Source organism: Janthinobacterium sp. 64, assembly GCF_002813325.1.
Lineage (GTDB): Bacteria > Pseudomonadota > Gammaproteobacteria > Burkholderiales > Burkholderiaceae_D > Janthinobacterium.
In genome coordinates this window covers 328369-352872 of the sequence record NZ_PHUG01000001.1, presented here as the reverse complement: position 1 = coordinate 352872, position 24504 = coordinate 328369, and the positions used below count along the sequence as shown (strand labels likewise).

The 24504-nt window shown below is 62.9% G+C and carries 22 protein-coding genes; 11 read left to right on the top strand and 11 right to left on the bottom strand.

The features are described from left to right. Nucleotides 1–64 precede the first annotated feature (64 nt). The gene (locus CLU91_RS01610; protein ID WP_100872696.1) at nucleotides 65–556 is read right to left on the bottom strand and encodes a chemotaxis protein CheW; all 492 of its coding nucleotides are present in this window, start codon (nucleotides 554–556) and stop codon (nucleotides 65–67) included. Between the two features lie 296 nt (nucleotides 557–852). Here CLU91_RS01610 and CLU91_RS01605 point away from each other — a divergent pair, with 296 nt between their 5' ends. The 4 genes from CLU91_RS01605 to CLU91_RS01590 all read left to right on the top strand — a co-directional run bounded on the left by CLU91_RS01605 (nucleotide 853) and on the right by CLU91_RS01590 (nucleotide 4643). After that, complete coding sequence (locus CLU91_RS01605) at nucleotides 853–1503, top strand: HD domain-containing protein (protein ID WP_100872695.1); 651 nt, start codon at nucleotides 853–855, stop codon at nucleotides 1501–1503. A gap of 72 nt (nucleotides 1504–1575) precedes the next feature. Beyond that, nucleotides 1576–2856 carry a TCR/Tet family MFS transporter gene (locus tag CLU91_RS01600; RefSeq protein WP_100872694.1) on the top strand — a complete coding sequence of 427 codons (1281 nt, stop codon included), beginning with the start codon at nucleotides 1576–1578 and terminating at the stop codon, nucleotides 2854–2856. Nucleotides 2857–2956: 100 nt separating this feature from the next. Further along, the gene (locus CLU91_RS01595) at nucleotides 2957–3778 is read left to right on the top strand and encodes a substrate-binding periplasmic protein (protein ID WP_100876529.1); all 822 of its coding nucleotides are present in this window, start codon (nucleotides 2957–2959) and stop codon (nucleotides 3776–3778) included. 7 nt (nucleotides 3779–3785) lie between these two features. Beyond that, nucleotides 3786–4643 (top strand): DMT family transporter, encoded by an 858-nt coding sequence (locus CLU91_RS01590; protein WP_100872693.1) that lies wholly within the window; start codon nucleotides 3786–3788, stop codon nucleotides 4641–4643. Here the strand turns inward: CLU91_RS01590 and CLU91_RS01585 are convergent. Continuing rightward, nucleotides 4640–6583, bottom strand: coding sequence for a CocE/NonD family hydrolase (locus CLU91_RS01585; RefSeq protein ID WP_100872692.1), 1944 nt, complete (start codon nucleotides 6581–6583; stop codon nucleotides 4640–4642). The genes CLU91_RS01590 and CLU91_RS01585 overlap by 4 nt on opposite strands. A gap of 297 nt (nucleotides 6584–6880) precedes the next feature. On the opposite strand from CLU91_RS01585, the gene trpS reads away from it, so the two are divergent. From trpS to CLU91_RS01570, 3 genes are all read left to right on the top strand, one after another. Continuing rightward, entirely contained in the window at nucleotides 6881–7957 is a 1077-nt protein-coding gene (gene trpS, locus CLU91_RS01580; protein ID WP_232730583.1) for a tryptophan--tRNA ligase, read from the top strand. Between the two features lie 124 nt (nucleotides 7958–8081). Beyond that, the gene (locus tag CLU91_RS01575; protein WP_100872691.1) at nucleotides 8082–9671 is read left to right on the top strand and encodes a pyridoxal-dependent decarboxylase; all 1590 of its coding nucleotides are present in this window, start codon (nucleotides 8082–8084) and stop codon (nucleotides 9669–9671) included. A 36-nt stretch (nucleotides 9672–9707) separates the two neighbouring features. Then, nucleotides 9708–10961, top strand: coding sequence for a voltage-gated chloride channel family protein (locus CLU91_RS01570; RefSeq protein WP_100872690.1), 1254 nt, complete (start codon nucleotides 9708–9710; stop codon nucleotides 10959–10961). A gap of 29 nt (nucleotides 10962–10990) precedes the next feature. On the opposite strand, the gene CLU91_RS01565 is transcribed toward CLU91_RS01570, so the two are convergent. Together CLU91_RS01565 and CLU91_RS01560 are read right to left on the bottom strand one after the other, a co-directional pair. Beyond that, nucleotides 10991–11914 carry an ADP-ribosylglycohydrolase family protein gene (locus CLU91_RS01565; RefSeq protein ID WP_100876528.1) on the bottom strand — a complete coding sequence of 308 codons (924 nt, stop codon included), beginning with the start codon at nucleotides 11912–11914 and terminating at the stop codon, nucleotides 10991–10993. 19 nt (nucleotides 11915–11933) lie between these two features. Further along, entirely contained in the window at nucleotides 11934–12491 is a 558-nt protein-coding gene (locus CLU91_RS01560; protein WP_100872689.1) for a helix-turn-helix domain-containing protein, read from the bottom strand. A gap of 51 nt (nucleotides 12492–12542) precedes the next feature. On the opposite strand from CLU91_RS01560, the gene CLU91_RS01555 reads away from it, so the two are divergent. After that, nucleotides 12543–13454, top strand: a complete 912-nt coding sequence (locus CLU91_RS01555; RefSeq protein WP_100872688.1) for a DMT family transporter — start codon at nucleotides 12543–12545, stop codon at nucleotides 13452–13454. Here CLU91_RS01555 and CLU91_RS01550 read toward each other — a convergent pair. The 6 genes from CLU91_RS01550 to CLU91_RS01525 form a co-directional block, all read right to left on the bottom strand. Continuing rightward, the gene (locus CLU91_RS01550; RefSeq protein WP_100872687.1) at nucleotides 13451–14398 is read right to left on the bottom strand and encodes a cupin-like domain-containing protein; all 948 of its coding nucleotides are present in this window, start codon (nucleotides 14396–14398) and stop codon (nucleotides 13451–13453) included. The genes CLU91_RS01555 and CLU91_RS01550 overlap by 4 nt on opposite strands. Nucleotides 14399–14457: 59 nt before the next feature. Next, entirely contained in the window at nucleotides 14458–15450 is a 993-nt protein-coding gene (locus CLU91_RS01545) for a chemotaxis protein CheB (RefSeq protein WP_100872686.1), read from the bottom strand. 154 nt (nucleotides 15451–15604) lie between these two features. Then, nucleotides 15605–16348 (bottom strand): DNA-binding protein, encoded by a 744-nt coding sequence (locus CLU91_RS01540; protein WP_100872685.1) that lies wholly within the window; start codon nucleotides 16346–16348, stop codon nucleotides 15605–15607. A gap of 142 nt (nucleotides 16349–16490) precedes the next feature. Continuing rightward, nucleotides 16491–17108, bottom strand: a complete 618-nt coding sequence (locus CLU91_RS01535; RefSeq protein WP_100872684.1) for an LON peptidase substrate-binding domain-containing protein — start codon at nucleotides 17106–17108, stop codon at nucleotides 16491–16493. Nucleotides 17109–17161: 53 nt separating this feature from the next. Continuing rightward, a complete protein-coding gene (locus CLU91_RS01530) occupies nucleotides 17162–18400 on the bottom strand; it encodes a DEAD/DEAH box helicase (RefSeq protein ID WP_100872683.1) in 1239 nt (412 codons plus the stop codon). A gap of 117 nt (nucleotides 18401–18517) precedes the next feature. Next, the gene (locus tag CLU91_RS01525; protein WP_232730582.1) at nucleotides 18518–20599 is read right to left on the bottom strand and encodes a TonB-dependent receptor plug domain-containing protein; all 2082 of its coding nucleotides are present in this window, start codon (nucleotides 20597–20599) and stop codon (nucleotides 18518–18520) included. A 386-nt stretch (nucleotides 20600–20985) separates the two neighbouring features. Between CLU91_RS01525 and asd the strand changes: the two genes are divergently transcribed. Then, complete coding sequence (asd, locus tag CLU91_RS01520) at nucleotides 20986–21834, top strand: archaetidylserine decarboxylase (protein WP_100872681.1); 849 nt, start codon at nucleotides 20986–20988, stop codon at nucleotides 21832–21834. A 16-nt stretch (nucleotides 21835–21850) separates the two neighbouring features. Here the strand turns inward: asd and CLU91_RS01515 are convergent, their stop codons facing one another. Next, entirely contained in the window at nucleotides 21851–22756 is a 906-nt protein-coding gene (locus CLU91_RS01515; RefSeq protein WP_100872680.1) for a LysR family transcriptional regulator, read from the bottom strand. A gap of 114 nt (nucleotides 22757–22870) precedes the next feature. On the opposite strand from CLU91_RS01515, the gene CLU91_RS01510 reads away from it, so the two are divergent. Both CLU91_RS01510 and CLU91_RS01505 read left to right on the top strand, forming a co-directional pair. After that, entirely contained in the window at nucleotides 22871–23470 is a 600-nt protein-coding gene (locus CLU91_RS01510; RefSeq protein ID WP_100872679.1) for an FMN-dependent NADH-azoreductase, read from the top strand. Between the two features lie 57 nt (nucleotides 23471–23527). Further along, on the top strand, nucleotides 23528–24403 hold the full coding sequence (locus CLU91_RS01505; protein WP_100872678.1) for a pirin family protein: 876 nt from the start codon (nucleotides 23528–23530) through the stop codon (nucleotides 24401–24403). Nucleotides 24404–24504 lie beyond the last annotated feature (101 nt).

Sequence of the window (24504 nt, the reverse complement as noted above, 5' to 3'; positions counted from 1 at the left end):
GATATGCAATACTTAATATCAATAGTTTTTGACAATATGCAGGGAAATTCTCATCACTGCGGCATTACGCCGCCAGTTTCTCGATCAAGCCCATCTCGGCACTGGACATCAGCTGGTCGATATCGACCAGGATCAGCATGCGCTCGTCGATGGTCCCCAGGCCGATCACATATTCCGTGTTGATCGAGCGGCCCATGTCCGGCGCCGGCTTGATCTGTTCCGGCATCAGCGTGGTGACGTCGGAGACGCGGTCGACGACCATGCCGACCACGCGGTTGCCGATATTGAGGATGATGACGACGGTGAACTGGTCATAGCTGGGCGTGCCCAGGTTGAACTTGATGCGCATGTCGACGATCGGCACGATAATGCCGCGCAAGTTGACCACGCCCTTGACGAACTCGGGCGCGTTGGCGATGCGGGTCGGCGTTTCATAGCTGCGGATTTCGCTGACTTTCTGGATGTCGATGCCGTATTCTTCCTGGCCCAGGGTAAAAGCCAGGTATTCGGCAGCCTTGGCAACGGTTGCGCCAGCGTCGCTGGAATTGGTGTTCATGATAATCCTTTGGTTAACTCGCCTGGGGCGCAGGCCAGACATGCACGATGGCATGGCGGCCACTTGTATGTTTTTGCAAATACTTTCTCGCAATTAGCTTATGCTTCTAATTTCCGTGCGGCAATGTTACCCCATGTAAATTTTACATGCACTAAAAAAGAGCAATTGCTGGAATGAAAATTTCCAAAAAGATAATCTGTGTGGCGAATACGGCACGCCGGCGCGCCGGCCTCCCCGCCGCACGCGGCGGCGTTTTATGCCACACTGGCGGCCCCTGCTTTTTACGACCTTGAACCATGCACTCTTTGCTTTCTCAATGGCAACCACGCCTGCAGGCGCTGGCCACGGCCGGCCTGGGCGACGACGGCGCCCACGACCTCAACCACCTGCAGCGCGTCTGGCGCAATGCCAGTGTGCTGCTGCAAGAGCATAAGCAGGCCGATGCCCTCACCGTGATGGCCGCCTGCTATTTGCACGACCTCGTCAACTTGCCGAAAAACCACCCCGAACGCCACCTGGCCTCGCGCCAGGCGGCCGCGCAGGCTTGCCGCCAACTGGCGGAACTGGATTTCCCAGCAGAAAAACTGGCCGGCGTGGCCCACGCCATCGAGACGCACAGCTTTTCCGCCAACTTGCCACCGCACACGATCGAAGCGCAAATCGTGCAGGATGCCGACCGCATCGACGCGCTGGGCGCCGTGGGACTGGCGCGCCTGTTTTACACGGCGGCGCGCATGGATAGTGCGCTCGCGCATGGCGCAGACCCGCTGGCGCAGCATCGTGAACTCGACGACAAGGCCTACGCGCTCGACCATATCGTCACCAAGCTCGACAAGCTGCCCGGCAAGATGCAGACGGCGGCGGGCCGCGCGCTGGCCGAACAGCGGCTGGCCGTGCTGACGGATTTCCGCGCAGCCTTTGCCGACGAATGGGGAATGCGCGCATAACATTGGCGGCGATAGCCAGCAGCGCGCATGCTGTCTATAATGCAAGCCTCAGCTATCGCGCCGAAAGCATGCATGTCCGATAAAACCAGCCACGTCAGCCATTCCCCGTCCTCCCCCGCCCTGAAGAGCGCCGGCAACCTCAATTTCATCCTCGTCTGCGTCTTCATCGACATGCTGGGCATCGGCCTGGTGGTGCCCGTGCTGCCCATCCTGATCGGCGACTTTGTCAACGGCAAGGAAGCACAAGCGTTCTGGTACGGCATCATGGCGGCCGTCTTCGGCTTGCTGCAGTTTATCTTCATGCCCATGCTGGGCGCCATCAGCGACCGCGTGGGACGCCGTCCCGTGCTGCTGTACTCGATGGCCGGCATGGGCATCAATTTCCTCGCCACGGGCTGGGCGCCCAACCTCGCCTGCCTGTTCATCGGCCGCATCATCGGCGGCGTCTCGTCGGCCAGCATGTCGGTCGCGTCCGCCTATGCTTCCGACATTTCCACGCACGACAACCGCGCCAAGAGCTTCGGCAAGATCGGCGCCGCCTTTGGTCTGGGCTTCATTTGCGGCCCCATGCTGGGCGGCTTGCTGGGCGAGATCAATCTGCACCTGCCGTTTTACGTGGCGGCGGGCCTGTCGGCAGCCAATTTCATCTACGGCTATTTCTGCGTGCCCGAATCGCTGCAGCCAGGGCCCCGCGCGCCATTTACCTGGGCGCGCATCAATCCGTTTGCCGCCCTGCTGAAACTGGTGCGCCGCGTGGACATCCGCGGCCTGGTGCTGGCCTTCGGCCTGATGACGTTTGCGCAAATGATGCTCAACACCACCTGGGTGCTATATACCCATTTCCGCTTTGACTGGACGCCGCGCCAGAACGGCATCGCCCTGTTCTGCGTGGGCCTGTGCGCGGCCGTGGTGCAGGCGGGCTTGCTGGGCATCCTCATCAAGCGCTTCGGCGAAGTGCGTTTGTCCCTGCTGGGCATGGCTTCGGGCGCCCTCACCTATTTGCTGTACGGCCTGGCGACGCAAGGCTGGATGATGTATGCGCTGATCCTGTGCAACCTGCTGGCCTTTGCCGCCGCCCCGGCCCTGCAAGGCATCATCTCGAAATCATCAAACGCCAGCGAACAGGGAGAACTGATGGGTTCTTTGCAGTCGATCAGCAGCCTGGGCATCATCATCATGCCTTTGCTCGGCAGCATGATCCTCGGCGAAGTGAGCCACTTGCCGCCACAGGACTGGCGCATCGGCAGCACCTTCTATCTGTGTGCCATCATGCAAACCCTGGGCATCCTGGTGGCCTGGCGCTACTTCAAGGCACAACGCCAGGCCAGACTTGCGGTTTCCACCACAAAGTAGTCGCTGGGATAATATTGCATTTGGGAAATAGATAGGCGAGAATGGGATAATCAAGCGGGCGTTGCCGACGCCCGCGATTCGATGGCAAGCAAGGATGGGTATGACTGACTTTTATTCCAGCGCCTGGCGCCGAACCGTAGCCCTGCTGGCGCTGGCGCTGCCGTCGCTGGCGGGCGCGCAATGCTCGCGCGACATCCAGGTGCCCGTCTCGGCCATCGGCGCCAGCGTGGTGATCAATGGCGCCACGATCAGCGGCATCTACCCTGACCTGCTGCGCAGCATGGGCGCCAAGCTCGGCTGCAACTTCATCTTCACGCCCGTGCCGCGCGCGCGCCTGGAAGCGATGTTCGAGGCGGGCAAGGCAGACTTGCTGATCCCCGCCAACAGTACGCCGCGGCGCGACCAGCATGGCCTGTTCATTCCCCTGATGGGCAACCGTCCCCTGCTGATTTCGCTGCAGGGCGCACGCACGCCCATCAACACCATGCAGGAACTGATCGAGCGGCGCGAATTGCGCGTGGCGCTGGTGCGCGGCTACGACTACGGCACGCCGTACCAGGCGCTGGCCAAGGAACTGAGCAGCCAGGGCCGCCTGTTCTATGAAGTCGATGCGCTATCCGTGGCGCGCCTGATGCAAAGCGGCTTCATCGACGCCACCATCATGAGTCCCACCATCCTGTCGGGCGTGGCGCAAAACGATGCGCGCGTGTACGGCCTGGCCGACCGTTTGCGCCTGGAAGCCTTGCCGGAGCTGCCATGGGGCATGAGTGGCGTCTACCTGTCGCGCAAGTCGCTGACGGCGGAAGACCAGGCCACCCTGCGCGAACTGCTGGAAAAAGCGGGCCGCTCGGGCATCCTGATGGAAGGCTTCCAGCGCCATCACCGCCAGGAACTGCTCTCGCTCAGCATACGCCCCCGCTAAGGCTGGCATGTCCGGTCTGGTCGTCGCCGTCGTCCTGTTTGCCGCCCTGCTGCACGCCAGCTGGAATGCCATCGTCAAGTCGGGCAAGGATACTTTCCTCACGACCGTGCTGGTGTCCGCCGGCGCGGCCCTGATTTCGCTGGCCGTCTTGCCTTTCGTCAACTCTCCCGCGCCCGCCAGCTGGCCCTACATGGCAGCCTCGGCCGTGGCGCAGCTGGCTTATTACTCGCTGCTGGCGGCCGCCTACAAGGCCGGCGACATGAGCCATGCCTACCCCTTGATGCGCGGCAGCGCACCGTTGCTCGTGGCGCTGGCCAGCTGGCCGCTGATCGGCGAGCGCCTGTCCGCCATGCAGATGGGTGCCGTGGCCTGCATCTGCGCGGGCATCCTCGGCCTGTATGTTGCCGCGCGCACCAGCGCTATCGGCAAGGCGCCGAACAACACGGGACGCGCCACCGCCTTTGCGCTGGCCAATGCCTGCGTCATCGCCAGCTATACCCTGATCGACGGCATCGGCGTGCGCCTGTCGGGCGCACCGGCCGCCTACACGATGTGGATTTTTGTCTTGAACGGCACGGGACTGCTGCTGTGGACGGCCTTGCGCCGTCCGACCGACTTGTTTGCGTATGCGCAAACGCAATGGCGCCTGGCCGCCATCGGCGGTTTCGGCACGCTCGCGTCGTATGGCCTGGCCCTGTGGGCCATGACGCAAGCGCCCGTGGCCGCCATCGCGGCCCTGCGCGAAACGTCGATTCTGTTCGCCATCGCCATCGCGGCGTTGTTCCTGCGCGAAAAAATCAGCCCCCGCCGCTACCTGGCCATCGCCTTGATCGCGGCGGGCGCCATTCTCATGCGCATGGCCTAGCGGGCGTCGAGCGGCGCAATCGGCAACTCGATGGCGCTGGCCGCCCCTGTCGCGTGGTACACGCGCTGCGTCGCCTTTCTGTAATGGCCTGGGTCGGCCAGGAAGATGTTCGGCACGTAGTTTTGCGGGTTGCGGTCGTACAGGGGGAACCAGCTCGACTGCACTTGCACGGCGATGCGGTGGCCGGGCAGGAAGACGTGGTTCGCGTTCGGCAAGGCGAAGCGGTAGCGCTCCACCTTGCCCGGCGTTATCATCGACGGGTGCTCGAAACTCTCACGGTAGCGGCCGCGGAAGATATCCATCGCCACGCCCAATTGATACCCGCCCATGGCCGGCTGCGACGGCACCTCGTCCGGATACACGTCGATCAGTTTTACCACCCAGTCCGCATCCGTACCGCTGGTGGCGGCGAACAGGTTCACCATCGGCGCGCCGGCGATGCGCACGGCCGTCTTCAACGGTTCGGAAACATAGCTGAGCACGTCCGTGCGGTCCGCATAGCCGCGCTGGTCGCTGACCAGCCATGGCTTCCACACGTCGGCGTCATTGAGGCGCACGGGACGGGGTACGAACGGCACGGGTTTCGCGGGATCGGACACGTATTCGTCGAAGGCACCTTCCGCCGCATCCGCAGCGCCCGATGGCGCCGCAAAGCCCAGCTGGAAGCCATCGTGCAGGTAGATCGGCGTCAGCTTCGTGTCGCAGGTCTCGCAGGCCAGCGGCCACTGTTGCAGGCGCTGCCACTGGTTGGTGCCGCTCTGGTACGACACCACGGGCGCCGTGTTCGCTTCCGGCGCGCCATCCTTCAAGTATTGATTGAGGAATGGCTGCATGACTTTTTCACGGAACTGGCGCGCCGTATCGCCGTCAAACTTCAAGGCGCCCAGGCTGGAGCCGTCATAGTTGACGCCGCTGTGGCGCCACGGGCCGATGGCCAGGTAATTGAGGTTGTTGCGCGTGTCGCGCCCTTCCATGGCCCAGTAGCTGGCGTAGGGGCCATAGATATCTTCCTGGTCCCACTGCCCCACCACGTGCATGGTGGGCACGATCAGCGGGCGTTTTGCGAGGATTTTATCGAGCGCCTGCTCCTGCCAGTAACTGTCGTAGGCCGGGTGTTCGAACAGTTTTTTCGTATAGGTCAGCTTGTCGATGCCGAATTTCTTCGCAAAGTCGCGCGCCGAGCCGATGCGCAGATACGCCTCGTAATCGTCGTAGACGCCCAGGGCCGGCGATTCGCCGCTGCCGCGCACGCTCGTCTGCCCCGCGATGTACGACAGGCTGGGCATGCGGAAGGCGCCATTATGAAACCAGTCGTCGCCGCGCCAGCCGTCGACCATGGCGCTCATCGGTATGGCCACCTTCAGCGCCGGATGCGGGTCAACCAGGGCCATCAGTACCGTATGTCCCTCATACGAGGAACCCAGCATGCCCACCTTGCCATTCGTTTCCGGCACATTCTTGACGAGCCAGGCTATGGTATCCCAGGCATCGGTGACGTTGTCGACCTTGGTATGGTTGAGCGGGCCGCGCACGGGGCGCGTCATCACGTAATCGCCTTCCGAGCCATGCTTGCCGCGCACGTCCTGGAAGACGCGGATGTAGCCGTTTTCCACCAGGGTATCGTCGCCCTGCGGCAAGGTGGCCAGCATGCTGGGGCTGGCCGCGCGCTGGGCGCGGCGGGCCGCATTGTAGGGCGTGCGCGTGAGCATGATCGGCGCTTTTTGCGCGCCTTTCGGCACGACGATCACCGTGTACAGCTTGACGCCGTCGCGCATGGGGATCATCACCACGCGCTTGACATAGTCGTTCAGGTCGGGCATCACCAGTTTGGCACCGATATCGGGCGTCATCGGCGGCGTTTGCGCCAGCGCGGGGGCGCTGAACAAGGTGCTGAGCAGCAAGGCCAGGCTGCTCAGGCGGATGGGGGCTACGACAGGCATACGCTTCTCCAAAAGATTCATGTCGGCAATAGTACTCGCAAAGCAAGGTTGACAGAAATTCAGCAGCCACCTGCGCGGCAGATAAATCGGGGCGCAACTTGACAGAACGCGCACGAACTGCAACCATAACGCCATGAAATTTATCCCGTCACAACACGCCTGCTTGAATTGGTGGTCCCGCTCACTTTCGCGCGGCCACTCTATAGTGATGTGAATTTGATCCACGCCGCCTCGATCGGTGGCGTAACAGGCTCAGCCTGGATCATCCCCGATGCAGGCGGCTCAAAAGGAAACTTGATGAGCTTGCCTAACACCACAGACACTCCCGACACCGACAACACGCCAGCGGCGCCCTTGTCCGCCGCCGCCATCGCCTCGCAATCCGTGATCCTGACGGGCGACCGCCCGACCGGCCCCCTGCACCTGGGCCACTACGTGGGCAGCCTGCGCGACCGGGTCCGCTACCAGAACAGCTACAAGCAATTCATCATGCTGGCCGACGCGCAGGCGCTGACGGACAATATGGATGACATCGACAAGGTGCACCGCAATGTCGTCGAAGTGGCGCTCGACTACCTGGCCGTCGGCATCGACCCGACCAAGACCACGGTATTCATCCAGTCGCAGATCCCGGAACTGGCCGAGCTGACCTTTTACTACCTGAATATCGTCACCGTGGCGCGCCTCGAGCGCAACCCTACCGTCAAGGAAGAAATCCGCCTGCGCGGCTTCGAGCGCGACATTCCAGCCGGCTTTTTGACCTACCCGGCCAGCCAGGCGGCCGACATCACGGCCTTCAAGGCCGGCGTGGTACCCGTGGGCGAAGACCAGATCCCGATGATCGAGCAAACGAATGAAATCGTGCGCCGCTTCAACCGCATGTACAACCGCGAAGTGTTGATGGAATGCAAGGCGCTGGTACCGGACATCGGCCGCCTGCCCGGCATCGACGGCAAGGCGAAGATGAGCAAGTCGCTGGGCAACACCATCAACCTGGGCGCGACCTCGGCTGAAATCACGGCTGCCGTGAAAAAAGTCTACACGGACCCGCTGCACCTGCGCGTGGAAGACCCGGGCCACCTGGAAGGCAACATCGCCTTTACCTACCTGGACGCGTTCGACCCGGAAAAAGCAGCGCTGGCCGAAATGAAAGCCCATTATGTGCGTGGCGGCCTGGGCGACAGCATCGTCAAGAAGCGCCTGGACCTGGTCTTGCAGGAAATGCTGGCGCCGATCCGCGCCCGCCGCGAAGAGTTCGCCAAAGACAAGGGACAAGTCATCCAGATGCTGAAAGAAGGCACGTTCAAGGCGCGCGAAGTGGCGGCCCGCACGGCCGATGAAGTCAAGTCGGCGCTGGGTCTCAACTACTTCTGATCAACGGCAGCGAGCAAACTGATGCGCCCAGGCGGAGTCGGGTAAAATCCCGCTTCCGCCTGGGCGCAACGCATTTATGGCCATGGCCTCAGCAATCAGCAATCAGCAAAGAAAACAACGTGCAATGACCGATACCGCTATCGAACAGCTGCTGCAGCAGCATTTTTCCATCGATGCGCTGCAACAGGCACCCGCGCCCCTGCGGCAGGCGCTGCGCATGCTGGGCGGCTGGCTGGCCGCCGAACGCGACACGGCCTATCCGCACACGCCGTATGCGGAACTGCTGACGCAACTGTCCGACACCAGCCTGCCCGCACACGGCATGGCCGTGGCAGATTTCCTGCAAGAACTCGACACCACCGTGCTGGCCAATACGGCCCAGCTGAACCACCCGCAATACATCGGCCACATGACGCAGGCCTTGCCATGGATCAGCGTGCTGGCCGAAGCGTTTACGGCCACCCTGAACCAGAACCAGGTCAAGATCGAAACGGCGTATGTGTCGACCCTGATCGAAAAGCAGATCCTCGGCTGGCTGCACCGCCAGGTCTACCAGCAACCGGACGCCGTCTACACGCAGGCGATGGCCGCCACCAGCGGCGCGCTGGGCAATGTCGTCAATGGCGGCACCATGGGCAATCTGACGGCGCTGGCCGTGGCGCTGGAGCAGCAACTGCCCGGCACGCGCAAGCGCGGTTTGTTTGCCGCCATGCAGGACTCCGGCTACGCAGGGCTGGCCGTGATCGGCTCGGCCCGCAGCCATTATTCCGTGAAAAAGGCGCTGGCCACCCTGGGCCTCGGCGAAAACGCCTTGCACCTGGTGGCCGTCGACCGCGACAACCGCATCGACGTGGCCGCGCTGGAAGCGACCATTGCCGATCTAAAACAGCGCAAGATCAAGGTCGTCGCGATGATCGGCATCGCCGGCACGACGGAAACAGGCGCCATCGACCCGCTGGCCGCCATGGCGGCGATTGCCGCGCGAGAAAGCATCTGGTTCCATGTGGACGCGGCCTGGGGCGGCGCGCTCTTGATCGCCGATGAGTACCGCGCGCTGTACGACGGCATTGCCTTGGCCGACTCCGTCGTCATCGACGGGCATAAATTGCTGTGGGTGCCGATGGCGCAAAGCATGGTGCTGTTCAAGGACAGCGCCAGCCTGAACTTGCTCAAGCACAACGCCAATTACATCTTGCGCGACAACTCGGGCGACCTGGGCCAGACGTCGCTGGAAGGCTCGCGCCGCTTCGACGCCTTGAAACTGTGGACTTCGTTCAAGGTGCTCGGCGTGTCCGGCTACACGACCTTGCTGCAGCAGGCGGCCACCCTGTCCGGCCAGTTGCAGGATTTATTGGCCGAGCAGCAGGATTTCGAACTCGTCACGCGCTCGGACACCTTCATTCTGACCTACCGCTACGTGCCTGCGCACTTGCGCCAGCGCATGGAAAGCTTGCTGGCCAGCGGCCAGCTCGATGCGGCGACGGAACTGAACCAGCAGCTGAACACCTTGACCGCCAAGCTGCAAAATCGGCAAAAGGCGCAAGGCCACAGCTTTGTCTCGCGCACGGTGCTCGAATCGACGCGCTACCCCGGCCCGACCAATGTACTGCGCGTGGTCATGACGAATGTCAAGACGCGCCCCCACCACTTGCATGCCATCCTGGGCGAACAGCGCGCCATCGGCCAGGCGCTGGTGGCGGAACTGGGCCTGTAAGGAAACACCCACCCATCAGCCCTGACTGGATGCACTATGCACCGCCTGAGCGCCCTCACCGACCTGTTACAGCATCTGTTGAAATGGCTGCTGCTCACTGCCATCGTGGCCGTGCTGGCTGGCACCGCCTCGGCCGGTTTCCTGTTCGCCCTTGACTGGGCCACGCGCACGCGCCTGGCGCACGCCTGGCTGATCTGGCTGCTGCCCGTGGCGGGCTTTGCCGTCGGCTGGCTGTATCTGCGCTACGGCAGCAGCGTCGAAGGCGGCGCGAACCTGCTCATCGATGAAATCCACGACCCGAAAAAAATCATCCCCTTGCGCATGGCACCGCTGGTGCTGGGCGGCACCGTCATCTCGCATCTGTTCGGCGCCTCGGTCGGACGCGAAGGCACGGCCGTGCAGATGGGTGGGGCGCTGGCCGACCAGCTCACGCGCCTGTTCCGCCTGAACAACGAAGACCGCCGCATCATCCTGATGGCCGGCATCAGCGCCGGCTTTGCCTCCGTCTTCGGCACACCGCTGGCGGGCGCCCTCTTCGGCCTGGAAGTGCTGGCCATCGGCCGCCTGCGCTACGAAGCCATGCTGCCCTGCCTGGCCGCAGCCGTCATCGCCGACCAGGTGGGCCTGTTGTGGGGGCAGTTATTCAACATTCACCATACACATTATGCCGTGCCGCTGATCCCCGCCCTTTCTGTCTGGACTTTGTCCGCCATGGTGATCGCCGGCGTGCTGTTCGGCGTGACCGGCAAACTGTTTGCGCAAGCCACGCACGGCTTGAGCGCACTGATAAAACGCTCGATAGCCTACGCGCCGCTGCGCCCGCTGATAGGCGGCCTCGTCGTCGCTATCGCCGTATGGCTGATCGGCACGGACAAGTACATCGGACTGGGCATCCCCACCATCGTCGATGCGCTGAAGGAACCGTTGCCCGCATACGATTTTCTCGGCAAGATGGCGTTTACCATTGTTTCATTGGGCACCAGTTTCAAGGGCGGCGAAGTGACGCCATTGTTCTTCATCGGCGCGACCCTGGGCAATGCGCTGGGGCCGCTGCTGCACCAGCCCGCCGCCTTGCTGGCCGCCATCGGTTTTGTTGCCGTGTTTGCGGGCGCCGCCAATACGCCGATCGCCTCGACCCTGATGGCGATGGAACTGTTCGGCGCCGAGATCGGCGTGTACGCAGCCATCGCCTGCGTCGTGGCCTATCTGTTTTCCGGCCACGCGGGCATTTACCGGGCGCAACGCAGCGGCCATGCCAAGCGCACGGCCAGCAAGGATCTCGATACATGACACAGAATACCTACGACAACGACGCCTTCTTAGCCCCGCGCCCGCTCGAACAATTTGCCCGCCAGCTCTTCGATATCTCCGCGCATGGCCAGCATTTCCAGCCAGCGCGCAGGGATTGCATGGGCGCCATAATAGGCGCCGGCAAGCTGGCCGACGATGGCGCCGGTCGTATCGGTATCCTCACCCAGGTTGACGGCGCGTAATACGGCCTCTTCCAGTGAATCCGTATTGAAGAAGCACCAGAGCGCCGCTTCCAGCGATTCCACGCAATAGCCCGTGCCGCGTATCTGCTGCTCCGTTTTACCGATGAAACTGCCGCTTGCCAGCTCCCTCAACTTCGGTTCGGCAGGTCGGTACGCGATGCTGCCCATCAACGCTTCCTTCGCCGTGCCCGCCAGCGCGCTGCACAGCAAGGCGGCAAACAGCTGGCAGCTTTCGACCGCTTCCGGCGCCGCGTGGGTGGTGCGGGAACTGTCGGCGGCGCAGGCCACGGCTGCCGCCACATCCGGATAGGCAAACAGCACCACCGGGGCCAGGCGCATGAGCGAGCCATTGCCCGCCGTGTCAGGCGCGGTGGAACCACTCCAGGGGTCGCCCGTTTCCTGGAAACTGGCCAGCGCGTCCCTTACCGTTCCGCCGATATCGAAGCAGGTGCCGGTGGAACTCAGGTAACCCCATTGCCACCAGTTCAAATACCGCACCATCTGGTCCGCCGGATCGAACGCCCCTTTCAATACCAGACTCTCGGCCAGGCACAGCGCCATCGAGGTATCGTCCGTCCATTGTCCCGGCTGCAAGCCGAATGGGCCGCCGCCCGTCATGTCCGTCACGGGCGCAAAACTGCCGCGCGGGGAAAACTCCACGGTCGTGCCGACGGCGTCGCCACAGGCAAGTCCCAGCATGGCGCCCAGATAACGGTCATGCAAAGTCGGCTGGTATATAGTTGACGTCATCATGATTCTCCCTTGATTCCTAGCTGGCCACATTGCGCGTAAAGCGCAAGGTGGATGCACCCGCATTCACGTAGGCATACGCTTGCGCGCTCCTGAAGACGAAAAAATCGCCTGTGGCCAGGTGCCTGGTTTGCGCCGCCAGCACGAGTTGCAACTCGCCTTCGAGCACGTAGAGCATTTCGCTGAAGCCGGCCGGGTCGGCTTGCGCATCATAGCGCTCGCCTGGCGCCAGGGTCCACGACCACAATTCCACCTGGCGGCTGGCGGGTGCCGCGCCCAGCAGCACGGCCTGGCTGGCCTGCGATGCGCTTTGCCACATCAGCACGCGCAGGCTGTCGTGCGGCTGCTGCGGCGGCTGCACCAGGTCGACAAAGGCAACTTTCAAGGCGGCCGCCACATGGTCGAGGTTGGCCAGGCTGATGTTGGTGCTGCCCGCCTCGACGCCATTGACCATGCGCCGACTGAGGCCCGACAGACGCGCCAGCTCTTCCTGGCTGAGGCCGGCGGCCAGGCGCAAGCGCCGCAGATTGGTGGCCAGGTGTGCCAGCACGCCACCGGCCTCGGCTTGACTGCGCAATATATTGCTCCTATTATGATGGGAAATATTTTGCTCATAGCATAGCGCCCCATGAAAACACACGCAAGTCCCCCGCCCGCCCTCGGCCTGCCCGAACTGGCCCTGATCGCCATTACCTTCATCTGGGGCGGCACTTTTCTCATCGTGCAGCATGCCGTGACGGTCAGCGGACCGCTGGCCTTTGTTGCTGCCCGCTTCGCCGTGGCCGCCAGCATCGGCGCCCTCGCTTGCCGGGGCCAGCTGCGCCACCTGACGAAGGCCGAATTGCTGACAGGTATGGCCATCGGCGTGAGCATCTTTGGCGGCTACGCGCTGCAAACCTATGGCTTGATGCATATCACGAGCAGTAAATCGGCCTTCATCACAGCCTTCTATGTCCCCATCGTGCCGCTGGTGCAATGGCTGGTCTTCAAGCAGCGGCCCCGCGCCGCCGTCTGGGTAGCCGTGGTGCTGGCGTTCGTCGGCTTGCTGCTGCTCACGGGCACGGATGGCTTGAGCATGGGCTTGGGCAAAGGCGAGCTGATGACGGCCGTAGGCGCCATCGCGATCGCGCTGGAAATTATTTTGATCAGCCGCGTCTCGCCGCAATTGAACATCCTGCGCGTGACCATCGTGCAACTGGCGACCGCATCCCTGATCGCCTTGCTGCTGATGCCCGTCATGGGTGAAGCGCCACCCGCCCTGAGCCAGACGTTCATCCTCAGCGTGCTGGCCCTGGGCTGCGCCAGCGCGCTGATTCAATATGTGATGAACTGGGCGCAAAAGCGCATTTCCGCCACCAAGGCCACCCTGATCTACGCGGGCGAGCCAGTCTGGGCTGGTGTCATTGGGCGCATCGCCGGTGAACGCATGCCCGCGTTGGCCATCGTTGGGGGGATATTGATCATCGCTGCTGGCATCCTCAGCGAGTGGAGGCCGAAACGCCTGCGCGCCGATGGCAAGGCCATCGCGCCATCAGATTAAGCCTCGGTACGCCGCAGCGCAGCATCCCCATGCAGCGCCAGCGGCACGGCCCTGGCCCAGCGATTCGAGGACAGCGAAAACGTCAGCGCGCGCACCTGGTGGTACCAGCCAGCGGGCACGTACAGCATGTCGCCCGGCTCGACGAGGCATTCGATCATGGTGGCCTGGCGCGCCAGCGGAAAACGCTGGAAATCGGGCGCTTCCGGATCGAACGGCGAACCGAACAGGATGGCATTCGCCTCGCTGGGATACAGAAAGACATCGTGGTGCGGCGGCGATAAAAAGATACGCTTGCGGCCCCACACCTGGGCGAAGATATTGTCGTCGTAATCGCAATGCAAGGGCGTCACCGTGCCCGCCGGTCCCACCCAGAAGCGCGGCGGGCCCATCTTGTCGAAATACGTGGGCCAGTGGCACAGGCGGTTCAGTTCGCGCAATTCCAGGTTGCCCAGGTAAGGCGGCAACGCGTACCTGCCCTCTGCTACCAGATCCAGGTATTGCCCCATTGACATGTCCTGCATGGCGCGGTCGGCCGCAAAGGCCGTGTTGATGTAGTCGCCCACCCGCGCCCGCACGGGCACATGGCTGAACTGCTCGCGCAAGACGTCAGGCGCCAGCTGGGACAAAGGCCAGCGCCGCACCAGTCCGCGCATCAGGAATGGCAAACCGAGCGCGGCGCGCGCGCGGAAGGCGGCGGCGTCCAGCATGCCCAGACGCGGCACGGCAGTAATGGCAGGCAAGTCGCGCGCCGCCTGCTTGATGGCCTCGCGCATGGCGTCGATGGACGTGACGCCGCGCACCTGCGCATCCTTGTCTTCGCGCGCCTGCTTGCGCGCCAGTGCCGCTTCGGGCGAACTGAATTCTGCTGGCGGCCTGGGCGGCAAGGCGCGCGGCGCGATGGGGGTGGCCGCAAGCGGGAGCGGCACTTCTTTTTCTACAGACATAAACCTTCTTTGCGATCAGGCGTCATACGGCATACGGCATGGCACGACAGTGCGCTATTTTAATCCAGCAAGGCCCGTTTCAGCACATCGGCCTGCTCGCCTGCCTGGCGCGCCTTGGCCGCATACTCGCTGGCCGTGCCCGGATGCTGCCAGACCTGGGCCTTGGCGGCCAGGTTCAGATACAGTTTTTCTTTTTCCTGCAGCGCCCTGACGGCGGCCCAGATGGCGTCTTCCGCCTTGTCATGCTGCAACTCACCGAGCATCTTCGCCGTGAAACTGTGGCCCGTATGGCAGCGAAAACGCTGCGGCTGCTGGCCATGCAGTTCCCACAGGGTGCCCTGGCATTCAGGACAGGTGAACGTCGATGGCGTGGCAATTTTTTCCAGTTGCTCCATATTCCCCACTCCCCGGGCAAAACGGTTTTCCACGGCAATCCATTGGGGTACGGGCGGCAAGGACGGCGCGGCGCTGGCCGGCGCCAGCGTGCCGTTGGCCAGCGCCAGCAGGGCCGGGCCGATCTCGGCGCACGGCAGACGCCAGTCCACTTCGGCATAGTCGAGCGCGCTTTGCGGCATCGACGGCGCCACCGCGTCCTGCGGCTCCTGCACCAGCGCCTTGCCGCCGCAAGCCTTGATGGCCTGCAAGCCTGCCGTGCCATCATCGAGGTAGCCGCTGAGTATCACGCCCACCACCTTCGCTCCAAAGGCGGCGGCTGCGCTGCGAAACAGGGGGTCGATGGCGGGACGCGTATGGTTTTCCTTCGGTCCCCGGGTCAGCTCGACCGTTGCCTGGCCGGCCAGGTTGGCAACGAGCATGTGCCGGTCCGGCGGCGCCAGCAAGATGCGCCCCGCGCGCACGGGTTCGCGCGCTTCGGCAAAGCGCACGGGCAAGGCGGAAGTTTTGCCAAGGATATCGGGCAGCACGCTGTTGCGCGCGCCTACGTGCATGACGGCCAGGATTGCCGCGGGAAAATTCGCCGGCAAGGCGGCAAAGATGGTGGACAGTGCGCTCACGCCGCCCACCGAGGCCCCCATGACGATCAGCGTTTCCATGCCAGCCCTTTCGCGCCTGGATCACTGAACTAGTTTGCCGCACCTAATAACAAGATTCAGTGCGCCGGCTAACACTGTACGCAGCGTTAGCTTAGAACAGAGACGTCACGACACCTGACGAAACCGTCGCGCAGCAGGTTTGGTCAGGGTGTCCTCAGACAGGCGTCTTGAAGATGGGGTCGACGATGAACTGCTGCGCCTTGATGCGCAAGGTGCGCTCTTCATCGAGTTCGGCGCGCGTTTCACCCAGCTCTTCGCGTTCCGCTTCCAGTTCCAGGCGCGCGGCCGCCAATTCCGTTTCCACGCGCGTCAAGCTTTCCAGCTTCAGCTGGGCCTGGATCAGTTCCGCGCGCGCCGCTTCGGCAGCCTCTTCCAGACGTGGTATGCCTTCGAGCTTGAATTGCGCCTTGGCCAGGTCCATGCGCGCCTGCTCGGCCGCTTCTTCCAGGCGTGGCAAGCCTTCCAGGCGCAGCTGCGCCTTGGCCAGGTCCGTGCGGGCCTGGTTCGCCACTTGCCGCTCGCGTTCAAGTTCCTCGCGCAAGGTTTCCAGTTCGCCCGCCTGCAAGTCCAGCAACTCTTGCTGGCGCTCGTTCTCGCTGGCCAGGTCCATCAATTCCTGTTGATTGTCGTTCATCTCGGCTTCATGCGCGCTGTGGCTGGCGCTTAATTCCTGTCCTACATAATCGAGGATGGCTTGCTGCAGCACGGGCGACAGTTCGGCGGCGGCAGCGATCTGGCGTTGCGCACCGGCCTTGCGGCGTAGCAAGAGCTTGCTGATCGTGCCCAGACAGGCGCCGTTGCCCAGCCGTTCACGCAAGGCGCGCACCGTGATGGCATGGCCTTCACCCGCCATCGCTTCCATTGCCGCATTGATCTGTTCCGCGCTTACTTTAGCCATGTCGTCTGCTCTTGAATGTTGCCCAAGGCAATCTTGCCCAGGGGCACTATCTTATGCCAGCAGCGGCAAAGCGTAAAGTATTTCTCAATAGAGATTGCAATTGCACAACGCAAGCGTGAGAAAACATGCGGCTTCAGCTGATTTACTCTTCGAGCAGGCCATTTTCAGTGAGCATGTCTTGCACCAGTTCCAGTCGCAGCACGGGATTGTCCTGACTCAGCAGCAGTTGCTTTTGCATGGCGCTCAGGGATAGCAGCTCGCACCAGCGGTTCGCCACCCAGCCGCACTCGTCGAGCCGGTACGGCGGCTGCAGCGGCATTTGCTCGGGCGGGATCTTTTGCTCCTGCAAGGTGCGGATCAGCGCGCCGAGCGCGTCGGCGACGTTTTGCTGCTCTTGCGGGATGGGAATGGTTTTATCGGGCGCCAGGGTTTCGACCTGCGCCATCCACAAGCCGTGCTTGAGCTGCTCGCTGGAGACGATGTGAAAGCGCTGCAGGCCCATGCATTTAATTTGCAGCAAGCCCGACAGGGGTGCGGCCCAGTCGACGATGCGCGCCAGGGTGCCCACTGGCGCCAGCGTCTCGTGCTGGCCCGGCTTGCGCACCTCCGCGCCGTCCAGCAATTGCACCACGCCGAACGGCTGCTCGCCCATGATGCACTGACGTATCATGTCCAGATAGCGTACCTCGAAGATCTGCAGGGGCAGATAGCCATCGGGATACAGCACCGTATTGAGCGGGAACAAAGGTATCGAGGTCATGGCGCATGATGGCACGAATGCGATATCCGTGCAGCGCGCCTTGTGCCCTACTCTTATTTATAAAAGCGGCGCTTCTTGGCCCGCTCCGCCGCCTTCGGCGCCAGCACTTTCACGGCCTTTTTCTGGATCGTGCCGCCTGCGGACGTGCCCGGCACGCGGTGCTCGGCCTCGTAACCGGGCTCCTCGTTGCGTTTCAGGGTTTGCCGCGTCAACGCTTCCACGGCCGACAGCAATTCCACCTCGTCGGCACAAACGAGCGATATAGCTTCGCCCGAAGCGCCCGCGCGGCCCGTGCGGCCGATACGGTGGATATAATCTTCCGCCACGGTGGGCAAGTCGAAATTGACGACGACGGGCAATTGATCGATGTCGAGGCCGCGGGCGGCCACGTCGGTAGCCACCAGCACTTGCACCTCGGCAGATTTGAAACGGGCCAGCGCGCGCAGACGGTTCGGCTGCGTCTTGTCGCCGTGAATCGAATCGGCGCGCACGCCCTGCTCCAGCAAGGTATTCACCAGCAGCTCGACGCCCTTGCGCGTCTTGACGAAGACCAGGACCTGGCCCCAGCGCTTTTTCTTCAGCAGGTGCAGAAACAGTTCCGGCTTGCGTTTCTTGTCGCACACGATCACCGATTGCTTCACGGCCTTGACCGTGCTGTTGCGCGCGCTCACCTCGACCGAGACGGGGTCTTTCAGCATGGTTTTCGCCATGGCGCGGATGGCGTCCGAGAAGGTGGCCGAGAACAGCAAGGTCTGGCGCTGCTTGGGCATCGTCATCAGCAAGATATCAAGCTCGCGCTCGAAGCCCAGGTCCAGCATGCGGTCCGCCTCGTCCAGCACCAGCGTCTGCACTTGCTCGAACTTGACGGCGCCCTGCGTCTGCAAGTCCAGCAAGCGGCCTGGCGTGGCCACCAGCACGTCGAGGCCCTTGCGCAGCTTGCTGATCTGCGGCTCGATGGGCACGCCGCCATACGCGACAAAGCTGCGCAACGGCAAGTTGCCGCCATAGCTGCGGAAGCTGGCATACACTTGCTCGGCCAGTTCGCGCGTGGGCACGAGCACCAGCACGCGCACGCACTGGGGCGCCACCACGCCTTCCAATGTCAGGCGCTGCAGCAGCGGCACGGCGAAACCGGCAGTCTTGCCCGTGCCCGTCTGGGCGGCGGCCATCAGGTCACGGCCGGCCAGCACGGCAGGAATCGCTTGCGCCTGCACGGGCGTGGGCTTGGCGTAGCCGAGCTCATCGAGTTTGCGGACCAGGGGATCGATCAGGCCGAGGGAGGAAAACGTCATGGGGAAGCAATCTTGGCAAAGTAAAAGGTGGCGCGCACGGACGGGCCGTGCGCGCAATTGCCGAGATTATAGGCCAGCGGGGATGCCGGCCGGGGTTTCACCGTTAAAACAAACGCGTCAAAACTTCATTTCCAGGGTCGCGCGCGCCTGCGGCGAACTCGGTGAAATGCTGTTGCGCACTATCGTGCCGCTGGCGTCCGCATACGCTGTGGTGCTTTCGAAGTCTTGCGCCAGCAGATTCGACACGGCCAGGCGCAGCTGGTTCTTCGCATCGAATTTCCACAGCGCATAAATATCGACGTCGCGCCGCGGCGACGTATAGGCGCTCTGGCGCTCGGTGATGCGCACGGGGCCGCCATTGCGGAAATTGAAGCTGCCACCCGTGGTCAGCACGCCATCAGGCGTCTTGTAGTCGAGACCGAAATTGCCGCTGACGGGCGTTTGCTGGTCGAGCCGGTTGTTTGGCCCCGGCACCTGCTCCACCTGCGACCAGTTGCGGCTGACGCTGGCGCGCAAGTCGATGGCTGGCACGGGCGCGGACAATACGGCGCGCAGCGGGAACTTCGCTTCCAGTTCCAGTGTCTGCGTATTGGCGCGGCCGTCGTTGACGGGCGTCGATACCCAGCGGTCATTGATGAACAGCAAGCCTTGGCGCGTATAGCCGTCGATGCGGCGGGCCGAGGCGCGCGCGCTGAGCAAAGCGCCTTCGGCCCAGTAATGTTCGTACGAGGCGTCGATGCCCAGCGCCAGCTCCGGTTTCAGATAAGGATTACCTTCGCGGTCGGGGTCCGTCTGGCTATTGTTGGTCGAGGTATTGCGGCGCGGAATCAGGCTTGCCGTGGGCTGCGCCTTGTAGGTGCGCGTCAGGGCCAGGCGCACCTGGTCTCCCTTGGTATCTGGCAACTTCCACAGGGTTTGCAACAGCGGGCTCCACACGCTGGTGCGCTGGTTCACTTCATCATAGGTATTGCCCGCGCTGCGCGTGTCGATGCCTTCCCAGCGCACGCCCGCATACATCGACCAGCGCGGCGTGATTTCCCAGTCGTCCTGCACGAACAGGGCCAGGCGCTTGATGGTGGCGTCGAACCCTTCGTCGCTGTTGACGGGCGGGCGCGCGCCCAAGGCAGCCAGGGCCGCTTCGCGCTGGCGGCGCGTTTCCTCGCGCTCGGTGTAAGCGCCGTCCCAGCCCATCGACAGGGCGTGGCCGGGCAGCAAAGGCGTGGAATACTTGCCGGTGGAACTGACGCCGTTTTCCGTCGCCTTCACGCCCACCCGGCGGTCGAGCGCCAGGCCGCTGCCATCGATAAAGCCCTGCTGCAGGCTGTCGGACGTGTTGCGGGCGGCCGAGGCGCCAACTTTCAATTCCAGCCGGGCGCCGCCGGCCAGCTTGTGCATCCACGTCAGGTCGCTGCGGCCGAAGGCATTGTGGTTGCTGGAACTGCCCGTGCTGGTGTCGTAGTCGGGGCGCATGCCCTGCTCTGTTTGCGCGCGGCTGAAATTGCGGTGGTCCGAGCGACCGCCATTGAAAAAGAATTGCGCCGTCACGTTATCGCCATTGGCCAGCACCCAGTTCAGGCGCGGCGACAGGTTGATGCCTTCCGGGCGACCATCGCCGGTGCCATTCGTTCGGCGCACCAGATTTTGCCGTCCATCGGGCGCGTAGCCCAGTTCCAGAGCCGGATTGTCGTAGTGGTAATCGTAGCGGAACAAGGAGGCGGCCATCGAATACGAGAAGTTGCCGTCGCGGTCGGACAGTTGCAGATTGACGCTGGGCGAAAAGCTCACGTCACTGCCCTGTACGCCCAGCTTGAGCTCGCGCTGTGCTGTTTTGACGGCTTTTTTCAGCACCACGTTGATGGTGCCGGCGATCGATTGCGTGCTGTATTCGGCGCTGGCCGCGTGCAAAATCTCGATGCGTTCGATCACGTCCGGCGACAGGGTGTCGAGCGAGAAACCGGCCGGCGCCCGTTCGCCGTTGAGCAATATCTGCGTGTAGCCGCTGCCCAGCCCGCGCATGCGGATTTCGCCGCCCGAGCGCCCGGCCGCGCCGGACACGGTGATGCCGGGCAAGCGCTTGAGCACGTCGGTGACATTCGTGTCGCCATACTTGAGGATTTCCTCGCTGCCCACGACCATCTTGCTGGCCGTATCGTCACGGCGCGGGTCATAGCCGCTGCCCTTGACTTCGACGGTTTGCATGGCGGGCGCGGCTGGCTTTTCAGCCTTCAGCGGCGCAGCGGCGGCCTCAGAGGCGGCGGGCGTTTCGGATTGCTGGGCCTGGGCATTCCAGGCAAGTAAAACAGCGGAACAAAGGACGGTAAGACGGAGGCAACGGCGTGGCATCATGACCTGGCTAAAAAAGTTGGCTGAATAAAAATGGCTAAAAGCTAAAAAACAGGCCGCCGTATTGTGCTGCAATTTTTTCCGACTGGCACAGTTTCCTGAAAATATTTCTTATAGCAAATTAAATTCGGCGGCAGGCTGCGATACGCGCCCTTGCGTACGGCGCATATCATGGCGCGCCACATCGCCGCTATAATGCGTTTTCAGCATTGTTCCCATCACCCCGTCAAAGGCTTCCCATCGTGTCTGACCGTCTTGCCGTTTTGCCTCAATATCTGCTTCCAAAAGGAGCGTTGACCAACTTTGCCGGCCGAATCGCTGGCGCCAAAGGCGGCGCCATGACCACGCGTTTGATCCGCTGGTTCGTCGGCCGCTACAACGTCAACATGGATGAGGCGCTGGATCCGGACATCACGCACTACACGAGCTTCAACGACTTTTTCACGCGCGCGCTGCGCCCCGATGCCCGCCCGTTGGCCAAGGCCGACTACATCTGCCCCGTCGATGGCCGCATCAGCCAGTTCGGCACGATCGACAAGGACCAGATTTTCCAGGCCAAGGGCCACAACTTCAGCACCACGGCCCTGGTCGGCGGCGATGCGGCACTGGCGGCCCAGTTCGAACACGGCAGCTTCGCCAACCTGTACCTGAGCCCGCGCGACTACCACCGCATCCACATGCCGTGCGACGGCCGCTTGACGCGCATGATTTATGTGCCCGGTGAATTGTTCTCCGTCAACCCGACGACGGCGCGCGGCATTCCCGGCCTGTTCGCCCGTAACGAGCGCGTCGTCTGCGTGTTCGACACGGCCAACGGCCCCTTCGTCATGACCCTGGTCGGCGCCACCATCGTCGGCAGCATGGCCACCGTCTGGCACGGCGTCGTCAACCCGCCCCGCACGGGTGAGATCCGCGACTGGAGCTATGCGAACGACAATGTGGTGCTGAAACAGGGTGAAGAACTGGGCCGCTTCCTGCTCGGCTCCACCGTCGTCATGCTGTTCCCGAAAGACACCGTGACGTTCAATGCCAGCTGGCAACCGGCCGGCCCCGTGCAGCTGGGCGAAGTCATGGGCAACTTGCCCAAGTAAGGCATCCGGACGCGCGCTACACGGGCGCGTCCGTCTTGTACATCTCTTCCATCAAGTCCAGGAATGCGCGCGTCTTGGCTGGCATCAAGCGCCGGCCGGGAAACACGGCCCAGCCCGTTACCAACGGAAAACTCCATTCCGGCAACACGCGCACCAGTTCCCCCGTCTCCACATAGGTCTTGGCAAAGCGGTCCGTGCTGGCCGCGATGCCCACGCCCGTGCAGGCCATGCGCACCAGCAATTCCGGCGAATTGGCCAGCAGGCGCACGGGCAGATCGCGCTCCCACGTCGTCTTGCCTCGAATCAAAGTCCAGTGCACGAGGCCATGTACAGCGCGTGGCAAGCTCAATAAATCATGGCCGTACAGATCGTCGGGATGTTCGGGCAAGCCGTGCACGCTCGTGTACTGCGGCGAGGCGTACAACGCCAGGGTACTGAAAGCCACGCGGCGCGCGGCCAGGCTGGCATCGTCGGGCAAGTTGCCCATGCGGATGGCCAGGTCGAAATTTTCTTCCAATAAATCCACCCTGCGCGCCGACAAGTCCAGTTCCAGCGAAATGGCCGGATAGCGGCGCACAAACTCGGCCAGCACCTGGCGCATCAGCGCGTCGCCGAAGTCGGCCGGCATGGAAATGCGCAGCAAGCCGCTGGGACCGGCCTGGCGGTGCTGCGCCAGCGCGCCGGCCGCCTCCGTTTCCTCGACCACCTTGCGCGCGTGCTCGAGCAGGCTGGCGCCAAACTCCGTCAGCGCCAGCTTGCGCGTGGTGCGCAGCAGCAGCCGTTCGCCCAGTTTCGCTTCCAGCAGCGAGATGCGCCGCGACAGGGTCGACTTGGGCAAGTCCACGCGCTGGGCGGCGCGACTGAAACTGCCGCACTCGACAACGCGCGCGAACAGCAGCAAATCTCCGGGATCGATATCCATACTTTTTATTGTTCCATGAATGGATTAATGTTATCCATTTTAACGGCTTCCGCATCAATTTTGGAATTGCTATAGTTCATCCATCGCAAGACACCTCACAACGGAGAAAACAAGATGAACATCCTGCAAATCAATTCCAGCGCCCGCAGCACCGGTTCCGCCTCGACCCGTTTGGCTGACGCCATCGTCGCCCGCGTGCAAGCGGCCAACCCTGAAGCAAATCTGACGCGCCGCGACCTCGCTGCCGCACCGCACCCCGTGCTCGACGAGCCGACCCTGCAAGCGCTGTTCACCCCGGCCGACAAGCGCACGCCGGAACAAGCGGCCCGCATCGCCATGGACGACGCGCTGATTGCGCAAGTGCAAGCAGCGGACGTGATCGTCATCGGCGCGCCGATGTATAACTTCGGCATCACCGTGCAACTGAAAAGCTGGTTCGACGCGATTGCCCGCGCCAACGTCACCTTCAAGTACACGGAAAACGGCCCCGTTGGCCTCTTGACCGGCAAGAAAGTCTACGTGGGCCTGTCCCGCGGCGGCTTGCACCGCGACAGCGCCAACGATAGCCAGGTGCCTTACCTGAACACCATGTTCGGTTTCCTGGGCCTGACCGACGTGCAATACGTGTATTCGGAAGGCATGGGCATGGGTCCGGAAGCCGTGGCCAAGGCGCAAGCGCAAGCGGACGCCGAGATCAACGCGATCCTGGTGTAATTCCCAGCAGTGAAAGGGGCGGCGCACTGGCGCCGTCCTGGCCTAGAGGAGAAAGCAATGAGCGATATCACCACCGTCAACAAGCCACGCGGCGTCGAGCGCGTGATCGCCGGCCAAGCCGTCATGGATGGCGCCGGCGTGAAGATCAACCGCGTGCTGACGCAGCAGCTGCAGCGCCGTCTCGACCCGTTCTTGATGCTCGACAATTTCGCCAGCGACAAGCCGAACGACTATATCGCCGGCTTCCCCGAGCATCCGCACCGTGGTTTTGAAACCGTGTCGTACATGATCACGGGGCGCATGCGCCACAAGGACAGCGCGGGCCACGAAGGCTTGCTGACCTCGGGCGGCGTGCAATGGATGACGGCCGGCAGCGGCGTGATCCATTCGGAAATGCCGGAGCAGGAAGAAGGCGTGATGGAAGGTTTCCAGTTGTGGCTGAACCTGCCTGCACGCGACAAGATGCGCACGCCGTGGTACCGCGATTTTACCAGCAGCGACATCCCCCGCTACACGACCGATGCTGGCGTAGCCGTGCAAGTGATCGCCGGCGAGAGCCATGGCGTGACGGGCGCCGTGCAGCGCGAACTGACGGAACCGTTGTACCTCGATATCGACTTGCCGGCCGGCAGCAGCTTCGAGCAGCCCTTGCCGCCAGGCCATAACGCTTTCATTTACACGTTCCGTGGCACAGTGCAGGTGGACGGCAAGGCCGTGCCCGCCCTGCGCATGGCCATCTTCGCCAACACGCCGGGCAGCGACGGCGTGCGCATCGAAGCGCCCGAAGGCGGCCGCGTGATCCTCGTCGCCGGCCAGCCCTTGAACGAGCCGATCGCGCAGTATGGCCCGTTCGTCATGAATACCCAGGCGGAAGTATTCCAGGCAGTACAGGATTTCCGTGAAGGCAAGTTTGGCGAGACTGCTGCGCAGTAAAGTTATTTGCTCCAGGTAAAACCTGCAGTGCCTCGCGGCCTGCAGGTTTTTTTTACGTGCCGACTATGTTGTTGCTTTTCAATTACACTGACGGCAACCTC

Coding starts and splice junctions, on each gene's coding strand:
- CLU91_RS01550 (WP_100872687.1), bottom strand. CDS start 14,398: ATGTCTGTAGAAAAAGAAGTGCCGCTCCCGCTTGCGGCCACCCCCATC.
- CLU91_RS01565 (WP_100876528.1), bottom strand. CDS start 11,914: ATGACGTCAACTATATACCAGCCGACTTTGCATGACCGTTATCTGGGC.
- CLU91_RS01530 (WP_100872683.1), bottom strand. CDS start 18,400: ATGACGTTTTCCTCCCTCGGCCTGATCGATCCCCTGGTCCGCAAACTC.
- CLU91_RS01510 (WP_100872679.1), top strand. CDS start 22,871: ATGAACATCCTGCAAATCAATTCCAGCGCCCGCAGCACCGGTTCCGCC.
- CLU91_RS01600 (WP_100872694.1), top strand. CDS start 1,576: ATGTCCGATAAAACCAGCCACGTCAGCCATTCCCCGTCCTCCCCCGCC.
- CLU91_RS01555 (WP_100872688.1), top strand. CDS start 12,543: ATGAAAACACACGCAAGTCCCCCGCCCGCCCTCGGCCTGCCCGAACTG.
- CLU91_RS01590 (WP_100872693.1), top strand. CDS start 3,786: ATGTCCGGTCTGGTCGTCGCCGTCGTCCTGTTTGCCGCCCTGCTGCAC.
- CLU91_RS01585 (WP_100872692.1), bottom strand. CDS start 6,583: ATGCCTGTCGTAGCCCCCATCCGCCTGAGCAGCCTGGCCTTGCTGCTC.
- CLU91_RS01545 (WP_100872686.1), bottom strand. CDS start 15,450: ATGGAAACGCTGATCGTCATGGGGGCCTCGGTGGGCGGCGTGAGCGCA.
- CLU91_RS01575 (WP_100872691.1), top strand. CDS start 8,082: ATGACCGATACCGCTATCGAACAGCTGCTGCAGCAGCATTTTTCCATC.
- CLU91_RS01540 (WP_100872685.1), bottom strand. CDS start 16,348: ATGGCTAAAGTAAGCGCGGAACAGATCAATGCGGCAATGGAAGCGATG.
- CLU91_RS01570 (WP_100872690.1), top strand. CDS start 9,708: ATGCACCGCCTGAGCGCCCTCACCGACCTGTTACAGCATCTGTTGAAA.
- CLU91_RS01605 (WP_100872695.1), top strand. CDS start 853: ATGCACTCTTTGCTTTCTCAATGGCAACCACGCCTGCAGGCGCTGGCC.
- CLU91_RS01515 (WP_100872680.1), bottom strand. CDS start 22,756: ATGGATATCGATCCCGGAGATTTGCTGCTGTTCGCGCGCGTTGTCGAG.
- CLU91_RS01610 (WP_100872696.1), bottom strand. CDS start 556: ATGAACACCAATTCCAGCGACGCTGGCGCAACCGTTGCCAAGGCTGCC.
- CLU91_RS01505 (WP_100872678.1), top strand. CDS start 23,528: ATGAGCGATATCACCACCGTCAACAAGCCACGCGGCGTCGAGCGCGTG.
- trpS (WP_232730583.1), top strand. CDS start 6,881: ATGAGCTTGCCTAACACCACAGACACTCCCGACACCGACAACACGCCA.
- CLU91_RS01525 (WP_232730582.1), bottom strand. CDS start 20,599: ATGCAAACCGTCGAAGTCAAGGGCAGCGGCTATGACCCGCGCCGTGAC.
- CLU91_RS01595 (WP_100876529.1), top strand. CDS start 2,957: ATGACTGACTTTTATTCCAGCGCCTGGCGCCGAACCGTAGCCCTGCTG.
- CLU91_RS01535 (WP_100872684.1), bottom strand. CDS start 17,108: ATGACCTCGATACCTTTGTTCCCGCTCAATACGGTGCTGTATCCCGAT.